Source organism: Rhodococcus sp. GXMU-t2271 (genome assembly GCF_041414735.1).
GTDB classification, from domain to species: Bacteria; Actinomycetota; Actinomycetes; order Mycobacteriales; family Mycobacteriaceae; genus Rhodococcus; species Rhodococcus indonesiensis.
In genome coordinates this window covers 58,940-72,279 of sequence record NZ_JAUIZP010000023.1, presented here as the reverse complement: position 1 = coordinate 72,279, position 13,340 = coordinate 58,940, and the positions used below count along the sequence as shown (strand labels likewise).

Genomic DNA, 13,340 nt, shown 5'->3' with positions numbered 1-13,340 from the left:
GGGCCCCGGCCCCCGAGGGGCACGGCCCCCCGCCGGATCGGTCCTACTTCGCGACCGTGACCTCGACGTGGTGGACGCCGGGGGCCGTCGGGCTCACGACGACGTCACCGTTGCCGCGGCCGGACAGCGCGCGGACCTTCCAGTCGCCGGGCGCGGCGAAGAACCGGAAGTCACCGGTGCCGGAGGCGACGACCTCGGCGGTGAACTCACCGGTGCCGTCGAGCAGGCGCACGAAGGCGCCGCCGACCGGCTGGCCGTCGGTGTCGACGACACGGCCGGTCAGAACCGTCTCCTTCTCGACGTCCACGCCGGCGGGCAGGGTCTGGGACTGAACGGGTGCACCACACATGGTCAGCGAACCTCCAACTCGATCGGGGCTCCGACGAGCGAGCCGTATTCGACCCAGCTGCCGTCGTAGTTCTTGACGTTCTTCTTGCCGAGGATTTCCTGCAGGACGAACCAGGTGTGGCTCGAGCGCTCACCGATCCGGCAGTAGGCGATGGTCTCGCGGCTGTCGTCGAACCCCTTGGCCCGGTAGAGGGCCTCGAGGTCGTCGTCCGCCTTGAAGGTGCCGTCCTCGTTGGCGGTGGTGCTCCACGGGATGTTGATCGCACCCGGGACGTGGCCGCGCTGCTGGGCCTGCTCCTGCGGCAGGTGCGCCGGGGCGAGGATCCTGCCGGAGAACTCGTCGGGGGAGCGGACGTCGATGATGTTCTTGGTGCCGATCGCGTCGATCACCTCGTCGCGGAAGGCGCGGATCGAGTAGTCCGGCTCCTGCGCCTTGTACTCGGTGGCCGGGCGGGTGACCTCGTCCTTGGACAGCGGGCGCCCGTCGAGCTCCCACTTCTTGCGGCCGCCGTCGAGGAGCTTGACGTCCCGGTGTCCGTAGAACTTGAAGTACCAGTACGCGTAGGCGGCGAACCAGTTGTTGTTGCCGCCGTAGAGCACGACGGTGTCGTCGTCGGCGACGCCCTTCGCGGACAACAGGGCGGAGAACTGCTCCCGGTTCAGGAAGTCGCGACGGACCCCGTCCTGCAGGTCCTTGCGCCAGTCGAGCTTGATCGCACCTTCGATGTGCCCACCGTCGTAGGCGGCGGTGTCCTCGTCGACCTCGATGAACACGGTCTTCGGTGCGTGGAGGTTCTGCTCTGCCCAGTCTGCTGAGACCAGGACGTCGGAGCGAGCCATGGAGTTTCCTTTCGGTGCTGTGACACTCTCGCGTCGAGTGGAACGGTGCGGAGGGAAATGGTCAGGCGGCGACGGTCCGGAACCGGGCCACGAGCGGATAGATCCGGCAACCGAGGCACACCCCGAACGCGGCGTTGAGCAGCGCGGCGAACAGCGCGAAGCCGGTGGCGACCAGCCCGGTCAGGTCGGCGCCGAGGAGGAAACCGAAGGTCCCCACGGCGGCGAACACGAACCCCACGAGCTGCGCGAACCGCAACGGGGCGACGGGTTCGGTCTCGGTGGGAGCGCCCGACCGGGGCGCGACGAACCGCGCGAAGAGCAGGCCGTAGGGGCTGCGGCGCGGCCCCAGGGCCGCGCCGGCCGCGAACACCACGGTCTGGACGGCGAGCAGTACGCCGGCCACCGTGGTCGAGACCGACGCGACGACCAGGACGACGACGAGAACGGCGGTGGTGATCCACGCCGCGAACCGGGGGCCGCGGACGTCTACCTGCGGGCTCCGGCGGGTGGTGGCGGTGGTGGTGGTGGACATGGGTGGTACTCCTGCTGGGAGGGGACGCGTGAGGGCGGACCGGCGCGGTGACAACCGCGGGGACCACACCGGGGAGAGCGGCGGATGCCGCGGAGACGGTCGGACGTCTCGGCCGGGGTGATCAGCAGCAGGTACAGCAGAAGCCGCCGAGGCGGCACAGATCGACTGTGCGGCGTCGGGTGAGCATGAGCTCTCGGCGGGTCGACACGGCAGGCAGCTTAGTCGACGTCTCGGCGGATCGGGCCCGCGGGGGTGCGCAGTGGCACCAGCGCGGCCCGCAGGTCGGCCGCGGCCGGCACCCCCGACACCCGGTACCTCTCGGTGCCGGCGGCGTCGAACAGGAACGTCGTCGGCAACGACAGCACACCGAGTTCCCTTGCCAGCTGCGGGTTCTCGTCGATGTCCAGTTCGAGGTCGCGGGGTGCGGGCAACCCGTCGCCGGTGGCTGCGAGGTCGGCGACCACCTGAGCGACGACCCGGCGCACCGCGGCGCACGGTCCACACCAGTCCGCGGAGAAGTGCAGCACCACCGGCGCATCGCCGGTGCCCACGCCCACCGCGGCCAGCAGGGGATCCGGCCCCGACGCCGGGGCCGGGGCCGGATCGACGACGCGGACCTTGCCCTCGCGGGCCCGCAGGACGGTCCCGATGATCAGGGCGGCAGCCACCACCACCAGCAGGACGACGACAGCGGTCACAGGCGCTGCACCTCCTCGAGATCGATCGTGGTCTGGTGCGCCTCACCCTCGATCACAATCGTCGAGCCGCGGGCCTCGACCGCGGTCGGGCGCACCCCGAACGGCAGGTTCTGGGGTTCGATCGTGGTGGTGAACAGACCCAGCACCGTCGGCTTCAGCAGATCCGGGACGGTGAAGTCCGCCTGTCCCTCCGGGCCGAAGTACAGGTCCGACGCCACGATGCGCACCGTGTCGCCCTCGAGCAGCAGGTTCGCCTGCACACTGACCTCCGCGGAGACCGGGCCGACCGGAACCGTGCCGGTGAGGACGACCCCGCCCGCGGTGGTGCGACCGGAGCCGCCGGACCCGCCCGTGCCGTCCGACTTGTCGGCCGGGGGAGCGGACACCTGCAGGTCGGGAATGCCGTAGAGCTGACCGAGCTCGGTCGCGTCGATCATCACGCGCCCGTACAGCAGATCCACCGGCACCGTGCGGATCGAGCCGTCGAGCAGTTCGCCCGCGTCCGCGTGGGCGCCGATCAGGTTGGCCTCGATCGTGATGTCACCGAGAGTCCCACTGGGCACACCCTGCGCCCGGATCTCGACGTTCTCGTAGTGGCCGGACCGGGCCTGGGTCAGGAACGGGAACCCGTGGATGGTCACCGCCGGATCCGCCGTCAGCGCACCGCCCTCCCGCAGCGCCCGTGAGACCCGGTACTCGGACCACGCCGCGGCGCCGAAATCGATCAGGAGCGCGACTCCGACGAGCGTCACGAGAGCGAGGATGAGTTTGCGCACCGCACCATTGTGACGGACGGCTCGCACCGCTTCCCGAGCGCGGTTGCCCGGTGAACGCCCTCGTGGCGCTAATCTGTAGCGCGTCGTTCACACGAGTTTCGCGCAGCGCGCGAAGAATGGAGGCACGGTGGAGCTGTTGCTGCTGACCTCCGATCCCGACCCGGAAGCGGTCCTGCCTTCGCTGTCGCTGCTCGCGCACTCGGTGCGTCCGGCGCCGACCGAGGTGTCGTCGCTCCTCGAGGCGGGCTCCGCGGACATCGCGATCGTCGATGCTCGCACCGACCTGGCTGCGGCCCGCGGCCTGTGCCGGTTGCTGGGCAGCACCGGATCGGCGATCCCGGTCGTCGCCGTGCTCACCGAGGGGGGCCTGGTGGCAGTGAACCCGGAGTGGGGACTGGACGACATCCTGCTCACCACCACCGGACCGGCCGAGCTGGACGCGCGCCTGCGACTGCTGGTCGGCCGGTCCGGCGGTGCTGCCGGCCCCGAGAACAGCGGCAAGATCACACTCGGGGAGCTCTCGATCGACGAGGGCACCTACACCGCCCGGCTGCGCGGCCGTCCCCTCGACTTGACGTACAAGGAGTTCGAGCTCCTCAAGTACCTCGCACAGCACGCCGGCCGGGTCTTCACCCGCGCGCAGCTGCTGCAGGAAGTGTGGGGTTACGACTTCTTCGGTGGTACCCGCACCGTCGACGTGCACGTGCGGCGCCTGCGCGCCAAGCTCGGCCCCGAATACGAGTCCCTGATCGGGACGGTCCGCAACGTCGGCTACAAGGCGGTGCGTCCCACCACCAAGACCGGGAAGGGCGGCTCCGCCAGCGTCGAATTCGAGGACGTCGAGTTCGCCGACTAGGCTCGCCGTCGTGGAATTCGTCAGTCGACTGTCCGCCGAGCAGGCCGCCGAGGTGCGAGCGCTCGTCGCCCGCGCGCACGCCGCCGACGGAACGGCCCCGGTGTCCGAGCAGGTGCTGCACTCTCTCACCGGCGACGGTGACGAGCAGCACCTGGTGGCCACCGAGGACACCGCGATCGTCGGCTACGCCAACCTGGTCCCCGGCCACGGGGAGCACCCGGCGATGGCCGAGGTGGTCGTCGATCCGCCGCACCGCCGGCACGGTGTGGGGTCGCGGCTCGTCGCCGCCGCACTCGAGACCGGAGGTGCCGGCACCCGGGTGTGGGCGCACGGCAACCTCGAGGCCGCCCGGGCGCTCGCGGCGCGGCTCGGTCTGACGCCGGTCCGCGAACTCCTGCAGCTGCGGCGCCCCCTCGGGGAGCCCGAACTGCCGGCCCTGCAGGTCCCTGACGGTCTGCTCCTGCGGACGTACCGGGGACCCGAGGACGATGCGGAACTGCTGCGGGTCAACGCGGCTGCGTTCGCCTGGCATCCCGAGCAGGGCCGGTGGACGGAGCGCGACGTCGCGCAGCGCCGCAGCGAGTCCTGGTTCGACCCGGAGGGGGTGTTCCTCGCCTTCGACGAGCAGGATCCGGACCGGCTCCTCGGCTTCCACTGGACGAAGGTGCACGCCGCCACGGCGGACCAGCCGGCGATCGGCGAGGTGTACGTGGTCGGTATCGATCCCGGAGCTCAGGGGCGCGGTCTCGGCCGGCTGCTCACCCTCGCCGGGTTGCGGTACCTGCAGGAGCGCGACCTCGGTGCGGTGCTGCTGTACGTCGAAGGTGACAACACCGCCGCCCTGCACACCTACGGCCGGCTCGGGTTCGAGCGATTCCACGTCGACCTCGCCTACGTCGGCGCGTGAACGCAGCACGTACCGCGCGCGCCCGTCCCGTCGTCGTGTGACGTCGACCATACGGACTGCAGGTGTACTTTTCGCGTTCACGCCGCGTTCATCTTCGGGCGTCCAACCGTCAACCCGTCCTCATTAACTTTCCATTACGGGCCGCAGCATGCCGGTCCGGCGCCGGGATCGCCCCGCGCCTGATGCCGCCGCCCGTGTCGCGGGCGTGCGAGTTCCGGAGGAGAACGAGTGAACCTCAAGCGCAATGGCGCCCTGCTCGGTGTGGTGGCTGCAGGTGCCCTCACCCTGGCCGCATGCGGCAGTGACAACAACGCCGCCTCGACGGACGTGGACGCGTCCGCCTCGGCTGCGACGTGTGAGGGCAAGGAGACGCTGTCCGCCGCCGGGTCGTCCGCGCAGAAGAACGCGATGGACCAGTTCGTGTCCACCTACATCGCGGTCTGCCAGGAGAAGGGCAAGAACGTCAACGTCGCCTACAACCCGTCGGGTTCCGGTGACGGACGCACCCAGTTCATCGCGAACCAGATCGACTTCGCCGGCTCCGACTCCGCCATCAAGGCCGAGCAGGCCGCCCAGGCCGCCGAGCGGTGCGCCGGCAACCCCGCATGGAACCTGCCGCTGGTCTTCGGTCCGGTCGCCATCGCGTACAACGTCGACGGCGTCGACAATCTCGTGCTGAACGGCGAGACCGTCGCCAAGATCTTCAACGGCACCATCAAGCAGTGGAACGATCCGGCCATCGCCGCCCTCAACGAGGGTGTGAGCCTTCCGGATTCGGCCATCACCCCGATCGTGCGCTCCGACTCGTCGGGCACCACCGACAACTTCCAGAAGTACCTCGAGGCCGCCTCGAACGGTGCCTGGACCACCGGAGCCGGCTCCGACTTCACCGGCGGTATCGGCGAAGGCGCCAAGGGATCCGCCGGTGTCGCCCAGGCCGTCGCCAGCGCGCCCGGCTCGATCACCTACGTCGAGAAGTCCTTCGCCGACCAGAACGGCCTGACCATGGCTCGGATCGACAACGGATCCGGCGCGGTGGAGCTGACCGACGAGTCCGCCGGCAAGGCCATCGAGGCCGCGACCTTCGCGCCCACCGGTGAAGGCGATCTGACGCTCGACCTGAGCTCGATCTTCGGGACGACGCAGGAGGGTGCCTACCCGATCATGCTCGCCACCTACGAGATCGTGTGCTCGGCCGGCTACGACGCCGACACCTCGGCTGCCGTGAAGTCGTTCCTCGTCAGCGCCGCCAACGAAGGCCAGGAGGGTCTCGCCGAGCAGGGCTACGTGCCGCTGCCCGAGTCCTTCAAGGCGAGGCTCACCGAGTCGATCAACGCCATCGCCTAGCCGATGAGCGCCGCGGACCGTACCGTCAATCACGAGCAGAGAGAGATCGCGAGCGCAGATGAGTGACGCGCCCACCAAATCCGCACCTCGCACTCCCGGGTCCGGCGACGACGCCGGACCCGGGGCGGGCGGTCCGCACGGCAACATCCCGGAGGCCACGATTACCACCCCAGCGCGCGGCGACAGCAAACCGCTGACCAGACCGGGCGACCGGATCTTCAGTTCGCTGGCCTCCGGGTCCGCTGTCCTCATCTCGCTGATCATCGCGGCCATCGGGGTGTTCCTCGTCTGGCGCGCGGTGCCGGCGCTGCAGCGCAACACCGTCAACTTCCTCACCAGCCGCGAATGGGTCACTCAGGACATCGCCGAGATGTCGTTCGGTGTCCTCGACCTGTTCCAGGTGACCGTGCTGGTGTCGTTCTTCGCGCTGGTCCTCGCGATGCCGGTCGCCCTCGGCATCGCGATCTTCCTCACCTCGTACTGTCCCGCGCGCCTGAAGAAGCCCCTGGCCTACGTCATCGATCTGCTCGCCGCCGTGCCGTCCATCGTCTACGGCCTGTGGGGCCTGCTCGTCCTGGCCCCGGCGATCCGCCCGCTGGCGACGTGGCTCAACGAAAGTCTGGGCTGGTTCCCGCTGTTCGCCTCCGGTTCGGGCTCGATTCTCGGTGGCGGCACGATCTTCACCGCGGGCATCGTGCTCGCCGTGATGATCCTGCCGACCATCGCCGCGGTGAGCCGGGAGGTGTTCGTGCAGACGCCGACTCCCCACATCGAGGCGGCGCTCGCCCTCGGCGCCACCCGCTGGGAGGTCGTCAGGACCACGGTCATCCCGTTCGGCAAGTCGGGCTACATCAGCGGTTCGATGCTCGGTCTCGGTCGCGCCCTCGGTGAGACCATGGCGCTGTACCTGATCCTGCGGACCACGTCGCAGCCGTTCTCGTGGTCGCTGTTCGACGGCGGCGCCACCATCGCCTCGAAGATCGCCCTGGGATACGCCGAGTTCAACAACGACATCCAGGCCGGTGCCTACATCGCCGCGGGTCTGGTGCTCTTCGTGCTGACCTTCGTGGTCAACGCCGCGGCGCGTGCGGTCGTCGCAGGAAAGAAGGACTGAAGCCATGACGACCACACTCCTCGAGACGCCGGTCAAGGGCCCCACCTTCCGGGGCGTCGGCGCCCGCCGGCGCGCCTCGGATCTCACCGCCACCGTTCTGGTCACCGTGTCGGTGCTGGTCGCGCTCGTGCCGCTGGCATGGGTGCTGATCACCGTGATCGCCAAGGGTATTCCCGCCCTGACGAGCGCCACCTGGTTCACGAACTCCCTGAGCGGGTTGTCCGCGTCCGCGATGGGCGGCGGCATCTACCACGCCCTCGTCGGAACCCTGCTGCAGGGCCTGGTGTGCGCGGTCATCTCCATCCCGATCGGCATCTTCGTGGCGATCTACCTCGTGGAGTACGGCGCCGGCACGCGACTGGGCAGGATCACCACCTTCATGGTGGACATCCTCAGCGGCGTCCCCTCCATCGTCGCCGCACTGTTCATCTACGCCCTGTGGATCGCCACGTTCGGATTCCCGAAGTCCGCCTTCGCGGTGTCCCTGGCGCTGGTCCTGCTCATGGTTCCCGTGGTGGTGCGCAGCACCGAGGAGATGCTGCGGATCGTGCCGCAGGACCTGCGCGAGGCCTCCTACGCCCTCGGCGTGCCCAAGTGGAAGACCATCGCGCGCATCGTGATCCCGACCGCGCTGCCGGGCATCATCACCGGCGTCATGCTGGCCCTGGCACGCGTCATGGGCGAGACCGCGCCGTTGCTGATCCTCGTGGGCTACGCGCCGTTCATCAACTTCAACCTGTTCGGCGGCGAGATGGGCAGCCTGCCCGGCGTCATGGTGGCGGAGATGAACAACCCGACCGACGCGGGCACGATGCGGATCTGGGGCGCTGCCCTCACGCTCATCCTCGTCATCGCGATCCTCAACATCGTCGCCAAGGTGATCGGCCACTACTCCCAGGTGCGGACCAAGTAGGCCTCCTCATGCACACACCCTCCGATTTCGATACACCAGTAGGGAGCCGGTAATGGCCAAGCGTCTGGACCTCAAGGACGTCAACATCTTCTACGGCAAGTTCCACGCCGTCGCCGACGTGACGCTGGCCGTGCCGCCGCGCAACGTCACCGCGTTCATCGGACCGTCGGGCTGCGGCAAGTCCACCGTGTTGCGCTCGCTCAACCGCATGCACGAGGTGACCCCCGGTGCCCGCGTCGAGGGCTCCGTGCTGCTCGACGGCGAGGACATCTACGACTCGTCCGTCGACCCGGTCGGCGTCCGCAAGACGATCGGCATGGTGTTCCAGCGCCCCAACCCGTTCCCCACCATGTCGATCCGCGACAACGTCGTCGCCGGCCTCAAACTGCAGGGCGTGCGCGACAAGAACAAGCTCGACGAGATCGCCGAGCGATCGCTGCGCGGCGCGAACCTGTGGAACGAGGTCAAGGACCGTCTCGACAAGCCCGGCGGCGGCCTGTCCGGTGGTCAGCAGCAGCGCCTGTGCATCGCCCGCGCCATTGCGGTGCAGCCCGAGGTGTTGCTGATGGACGAGCCGTGCTCCGCTCTCGACCCGATCTCCACCCTCGCCATCGAGGATCTGATCGCCGAGCTGAAGCAGGACTACACCATCGTGATCGTCACGCACAACATGCAGCAGGCGGCGCGCGTGAGTGATCAGACCGCGTTCTTCAACCTCGAGGCCACCGGCAGGCCGGGCCGGCTCGTCGAGATCGACGACACCGAGAAGATCTTCTCCAACCCCACCCAGAAGGCCACGGAGGACTACATCTCCGGTCGCTTCGGCTGAGTGCGACCGCGACCTCGGCACCGCGCATACGACGACAGGCCCCGCCCTCGGAGGGCGGGGCCTGTCGTCGTATGCGTCACTGGTCCTGCGGATACACCGTGAGCTTGTCGACGCGTTCGCGCATCGCCCGGAAGTCCTCGTCGGTGGGGAGCTTTCCGGTGACCAGGAAGATCACGCGACGGCCCACTTCGACGGCGTGGTCGGCGAACCGCTCGTAGAACCGTCCCAGCAGTGTCACGTCCACCGCCGCGGCCACGCCGTGCTTCCACTCCCGGTCCATCAGCACCGTGAACAGGTGACGATGGAGATCGTCCATCGCCTCGTCCTCCTGGTGCAGCCGGGCCGCCCGCTCGGGATCGCGCGTCTCGAGGATCTCCTTGGTCGCTGCCCCGAGCGAGACCGCGATCCGGCCCATCTCGGCAAAGTAGCCGTTGACCTCTTCGGGCAGAACGTGATTGGGGTGCCGGCGCCGCGTCGCCTTGGCGACGTGCAGGGCCAGCGCGCCCATCCGGTCGATGTCGGCGACGATCTGGATGCCGCTGACCACGGAACGCAGGTCGCCGGCCACCGGCGCCTGGAGGGCGAGCAGCGAGAAAGCCTTCTCCTCGCACTGCGTGCTCAGGTCCGTGATCTTGTCGTGCTCACCGATCACGGTCTCGGCGAGCGCGAGATCCGCCTGGAGCAGGGCCTGGGTGGCTCGCTCCATCGCAAGGCCCGCAAGGCCCGCCATCTCTCCGAGGAGATCGGCGAGCTCGGTCATCTGTTCGTGGTATACGACGCGCATAATGACACAGACTACGGCGCACACAAAGCCGGTTCACGAGCAGCGGGTGAACGAGGGGTGAATGACCGGGCTGCTCACGCGCAGGAGTCGTCGCCCGCGTTGGTGATCGACAGGTCCACCGGCAGTTCGTTCTCCTCGGCAGCCTGGATCGGCACCGTCGGCAGGACCGACCCCGCCTCGGTCGGAGCGGTGATGCTGCCGACGAATCCGGTGCCGAGGACGAGTTCCACGATGCCGCCGGGGTCCGCGGATTCCTGCAGTACAGCCCCCGGCACCGCGGATGCCAGAGTCAACGCCTCGGCTTCCTGCCCGGGCGCGAAGCGCACGACGGTCTCCTTGCTCGTGCCGGAGTAGTTGCCGACGCTGTAGATCGGGAAACCGTAGGCGCCGAGTTCTTCCGCGGTTCGGGCCGCGAGGCCGGACGCGCCGGACGCGTTGGATACCTGCACCGACACCGTCGACGGATCCACTGCGGTCTGTGCGGGCAGGGCCGCCGCCGGCGGGGGCGCAGACGATTCCGGCTCGGGAGCGTTCCGCTTCTCCCCGGGGAGCGGGTCGTCGTCGATGATCGCGCGGAAGATCGCCTCGATGTCGTCGAGACGCGGGATCTCGTTGCCCCACTCGTTGGTTCCGGCCGTGGGCACGGTGAGGAAGGTGACGGCGCCGGCTTCGACCCGTTGCAGCGAGCGACCGAGCCGGACGAGCGACTCGGTGTCGACGTTCTCGACGAACGTGGCTCGGGTGAACGCGTTGATGAACCCGTTCAGTTTGCCCGGGTCGAACAGGACCTTGTTCGACATCGCCGAGCGCAGCAGCGACGACAGGAACTTCTGCTGCCGGGTGATACGTCCGTAGTCGCCGTTTCCTTCCGACTCGACTTTTCGTGCCCGCACGTAGTCCAGCGCCTGCCGGCCGCCGAGGGTGTGGGTGCCCGCGGTCTCGATGAGGGTGCCGAGTTCCCCGTCGACCAGGGGGGTGGGGGTGCACACCTCGACGCCCCCGACCTCGTCGACCATGCTCTCGAAGCCGGCGAAGTCGATTCCGACGAAGTGTCCGATCTTCAGGCCGGAGAGCTTCTGGATCACCTTCACCAGGCACTTGGGCCCGCCCAGCGCGTAGGTGGCGTTGAGCTTGTCGCCCTCGGCGGAGGGAAACGTCTCCGACGTGTACTCGCCGGTGGTGCTGTCCCAGCCCCGGCACACGGGCCGTGTCACGTCCAGGTCGCGCGGGAAGGAGACGGCGACGACGCGACTGCGGTCGGCGGGGATGTTGACGAGGATGACGGTGTCGGCGCGAGCGCCCTCGGCTTCGGCTTCGGTGCCGGCACCGATCTCGCCGCTCGCGCCGGCGCGGGTGTCGGTGCCGATGATCAGGTAGGTCTCGTCGCCGGTCTGTCCGCCGGGGTCGACGATGTCGGTGGATTCGGTGTCCAGCGCCGCGATCTGGGCGAACCCTGCCTCGGTGGACCGCACGTAGCCCCACACCAGGCCGCTGCCGACGAAGGTCAGCACGGACAGCAGGGCCAGGACGGTGCGGCCCGCCGTCGCGAGGCGTCGGCGTTTGCGTCGTTTGCTCAGAGCCAGTCTGCTCGGGCCGTTGTCCCCGACCGCCTGGGGCAGCGCGACCGGTTGGTCGGGCTCGTCGTTCCGTCCGTCGGCGCGGTCGTCGCGCGGGGGCTCGGGCGGCGGGCTGTCCGGCGGGGCGGAGCCGACGGCCGGGATCTTCTCGGTGGGGTCGTCGTCGACGGGCGGTGGCTGCGGCGGACGGACGGGTTGCGGGTTCGGCGCGGCCGGTTCGGGTTCGGGGCGGCGGACGGGGTTGCCGTCGCGCCCCACCTTGTTCATCAGCGCCGCGACGGTGACCTGGTCGGGGTTCTCGCCCGGCGTGGCCGAGCGGCGGGGACGGCCGGTTTCGGCACCGCGGACCGTCGGCGGTGGTCCGGCGTCGCCGGGCAGATCCACCGGGCGCCGGCGTGCGCGGCCGGTTCGTGAGCTGCGATACCCGGAGTCGGCGATAGGACGTTCCCACGGAGCGCGACTGTCGGGCAGGCCCGAATCGTGCTCCTCACCCACCGATTCCCTCGCCTCTCCGCGGATGTCCCGCTTTCGTACGCACCCGCCACCACGGCGATCCCGTCATGATACTGGCGGCCTCGATCCGGATCGACGTGTCCGCCGAGCGACAGTCCGGTACGGTCCGGTTCGTCCGGTTCGCACTGCCGGGTCGACGTCAGCCGCCCGAGTGCATGACGTCGGCACCTGCCGGCACCATGCAGTCCTCGGGGTCGTCGAGCCAGCCGTCCGGCAGTGCGACGGTACCGGGGGAGCCCTGGCGGCCGCGAGGGCCCTCCGCGTCCTTGGGGAAGGGCACCGTCGGGTCGAGGCGGCCGAGCAACTCGTCGAGTTCGGCGAGGCCGGACACGCGCGCCAGGGCGTTGCGCACGTCGGAGCCGGCCGGGAAGCCGCGCAGATACCAGGCGATGTGCTTGCGGATCTCGCGCATGCCGCGGTCCTCGCCGTGGTGGTCGGCGAGCAGTTCGGCGTGCCGGCGCATGATGCGCGCCACCTCGCCGAGGTTCGGCGGGGTGGGCATGGGGGTGCCGTTCAGGGCGGCGCTGAGCTCGGCGAACAGCCAGGGTCGGCCGAGGCATCCGCGGCCGACGACGACGCCGTCGCAGCCGGTCTGCTCCATCATCTTCTGGGCGTCCTCGGCTGCGAAGATGTCGCCGTTGCCCAGGACCGGTACGTCGGTGACGTGCTCCTTGAGCCGCGCGATCTCGTTCCAGTCCGCCTCACCCGAATACCGCTGGGCGGCGGTGCGGGCGTGCAACGCGACGGCGGCGGCACCCTCGCCGGCGGCGATCCGGCCGGCGTCGAGGTGGGTGTGGTGGTCGGCGTCGATGCCGATGCGGAACTTCACGGTCACCGGGATGTCGGTGCCCTCCGTCGCGCGGACGGCGGCCGCGACGATGTTGCCGAACAGCCGTCGCTTGTACGGCAGGGCGGAGCCGCCGCCCTTGCGGGTGACCTTCGGCACGGGACAGCCGAAGTTCATGTCGATGTGGTCGGCGAGGTTCTCGTCGACGATCATCTTCGCGGCCTGGTAGGTGACGTCCGGGTCGACTGTGTACAGCTGCAACGACCGGGGTGTCTCGGTGGGGCCGAACGTCGTCATGTGCATGGTGACGGGATGACGTTCGACGAGTGCCCGGGCGGTGACCATTTCGCACACGTACAGCCCCGACGTGCTTCCCGAGCGTTCGAGTTCGAGCTCGCGGCACAGGGTGCGGAAGGCGACGTTGGTGATTCCCGCCATCGGCGCGAGCACGACCGGGCTGTTCAACTCGAGCGAGCCGATGCGAAGGGATGACATGAAGAACCTCGAAGACGGCGTGAA

The 13,340-nt window shown here is 69.3% G+C and carries 14 protein-coding genes; 6 read left to right on the top strand and 8 right to left on the bottom strand.

Going from position 1 to position 13,340, the window contains the following annotated elements; translation table 11 throughout:
- Positions 1–43: 43 nt before the first annotated feature.
- The 5 genes from QYS60_RS08810 to QYS60_RS08790 all read right to left on the bottom strand — a co-directional run bounded on the left by QYS60_RS08810 (position 44) and on the right by QYS60_RS08790 (position 3,194).
- Complete coding sequence (locus QYS60_RS08810) at positions 44–349, bottom strand: DUF1416 domain-containing protein (RefSeq protein WP_003936515.1); 306 nt, start codon at positions 347–349, stop codon at positions 44–46.
- 2 nt (positions 350–351) lie between these two features.
- Complete coding sequence (locus QYS60_RS08805; RefSeq protein WP_003936514.1) at positions 352–1,188, bottom strand: sulfurtransferase; 837 nt, start codon at positions 1,186–1,188, stop codon at positions 352–354.
- A 61-nt stretch (positions 1,189–1,249) separates the two neighbouring features.
- Positions 1,250–1,720, bottom strand: a complete 471-nt coding sequence (locus QYS60_RS08800; RefSeq protein ID WP_289378165.1) for a DUF4395 domain-containing protein — start codon at positions 1,718–1,720, stop codon at positions 1,250–1,252.
- A 218-nt stretch (positions 1,721–1,938) separates the two neighbouring features.
- Positions 1,939–2,418 carry a thioredoxin family protein gene (locus QYS60_RS08795; RefSeq protein ID WP_371382930.1) on the bottom strand — a complete coding sequence of 160 codons (480 nt, stop codon included), beginning with the start codon at positions 2,416–2,418 and terminating at the stop codon, positions 1,939–1,941.
- Positions 2,415–3,194 (bottom strand): LmeA family phospholipid-binding protein, encoded by a 780-nt coding sequence (locus tag QYS60_RS08790; RefSeq protein ID WP_003936511.1) that lies wholly within the window; start codon positions 3,192–3,194, stop codon positions 2,415–2,417. The genes QYS60_RS08795 and QYS60_RS08790 overlap by 4 nt, the downstream gene beginning before the upstream one ends.
- 127 nt (positions 3,195–3,321) lie before the next feature.
- Between QYS60_RS08790 and QYS60_RS08785 the strand changes: the two genes are divergently transcribed.
- The 6 genes from QYS60_RS08785 (at position 3,322) to pstB (ending at position 9,160) form a co-directional block, all read left to right on the top strand.
- Positions 3,322–4,050 carry a response regulator transcription factor gene (locus tag QYS60_RS08785; RefSeq protein WP_054371123.1) on the top strand — a complete coding sequence of 243 codons (729 nt, stop codon included), beginning with the start codon at positions 3,322–3,324 and terminating at the stop codon, positions 4,048–4,050.
- Between the two features lie 10 nt (positions 4,051–4,060).
- Positions 4,061–4,957 carry a mycothiol synthase gene (gene mshD / locus QYS60_RS08780; RefSeq protein ID WP_371382929.1) on the top strand — a complete coding sequence of 299 codons (897 nt, stop codon included), beginning with the start codon at positions 4,061–4,063 and terminating at the stop codon, positions 4,955–4,957.
- A gap of 228 nt (positions 4,958–5,185) precedes the next feature.
- Complete coding sequence (gene pstS, locus QYS60_RS08775; protein WP_003936508.1) at positions 5,186–6,304, top strand: phosphate ABC transporter substrate-binding protein PstS; 1,119 nt, start codon at positions 5,186–5,188, stop codon at positions 6,302–6,304.
- A gap of 58 nt (positions 6,305–6,362) precedes the next feature.
- Positions 6,363–7,418: a phosphate ABC transporter permease subunit PstC gene (gene pstC, locus QYS60_RS08770; RefSeq protein ID WP_003936507.1), complete on the top strand. Its 1,056-nt coding sequence runs from the start codon at positions 6,363–6,365 to the stop codon at positions 7,416–7,418.
- Between the two features lie 4 nt (positions 7,419–7,422).
- Positions 7,423–8,331 (top strand): phosphate ABC transporter permease PstA, encoded by a 909-nt coding sequence (gene pstA, locus QYS60_RS08765; protein WP_003936506.1) that lies wholly within the window; start codon positions 7,423–7,425, stop codon positions 8,329–8,331.
- Between the two features lie 52 nt (positions 8,332–8,383).
- A complete protein-coding gene (pstB, locus tag QYS60_RS08760; RefSeq protein ID WP_003936505.1) occupies positions 8,384–9,160 on the top strand; it encodes a phosphate ABC transporter ATP-binding protein PstB in 777 nt (258 codons plus the stop codon).
- Positions 9,161–9,236: 76 nt separating this feature from the next.
- Here the strand turns inward: pstB and phoU are convergent, their stop codons facing one another.
- From phoU to dusB, 3 genes are all read right to left on the bottom strand, one after another.
- Positions 9,237–9,944, bottom strand: coding sequence for a phosphate signaling complex protein PhoU (gene phoU, locus QYS60_RS08755; protein WP_040782189.1), 708 nt, complete (start codon positions 9,942–9,944; stop codon positions 9,237–9,239).
- A gap of 74 nt (positions 9,945–10,018) precedes the next feature.
- Positions 10,019–12,016 (bottom strand): LCP family protein, encoded by a 1,998-nt coding sequence (locus QYS60_RS08750; protein ID WP_371382928.1) that lies wholly within the window; start codon positions 12,014–12,016, stop codon positions 10,019–10,021.
- A 157-nt stretch (positions 12,017–12,173) separates the two neighbouring features.
- Positions 12,174–13,316 (bottom strand): tRNA dihydrouridine synthase DusB, encoded by a 1,143-nt coding sequence (gene dusB / locus QYS60_RS08745; RefSeq protein ID WP_371382927.1) that lies wholly within the window; start codon positions 13,314–13,316, stop codon positions 12,174–12,176.
- Positions 13,317–13,340: the final 24 nt, after the last annotated feature.

Excerpts from the sequence above, each read along its gene's own strand:
- QYS60_RS08810 (WP_003936515.1), bottom strand. The coding sequence starts at position 349 with ATGTGTGGTGCACCCGTTCAGTCCCAGACCCTGCCCGCCGGCGTGGAC.
- QYS60_RS08805 (WP_003936514.1), bottom strand. The coding sequence starts at position 1,188 with ATGGCTCGCTCCGACGTCCTGGTCTCAGCAGACTGGGCAGAGCAGAAC.
- QYS60_RS08800 (WP_289378165.1), bottom strand. The coding sequence starts at position 1,720 with ATGTCCACCACCACCACCGCCACCACCCGCCGGAGCCCGCAGGTAGAC.
- pstC (WP_003936507.1), top strand. The coding sequence starts at position 6,363 with ATGAGTGACGCGCCCACCAAATCCGCACCTCGCACTCCCGGGTCCGGC.
- pstA (WP_003936506.1), top strand. The coding sequence starts at position 7,423 with ATGACGACCACACTCCTCGAGACGCCGGTCAAGGGCCCCACCTTCCGG.
- pstB (WP_003936505.1), top strand. The coding sequence starts at position 8,384 with ATGGCCAAGCGTCTGGACCTCAAGGACGTCAACATCTTCTACGGCAAG.
- phoU (WP_040782189.1), bottom strand. The coding sequence starts at position 9,944 with ATGCGCGTCGTATACCACGAACAGATGACCGAGCTCGCCGATCTCCTC.
- dusB (WP_371382927.1), bottom strand. The coding sequence starts at position 13,316 with ATGTCATCCCTTCGCATCGGCTCGCTCGAGTTGAACAGCCCGGTCGTG.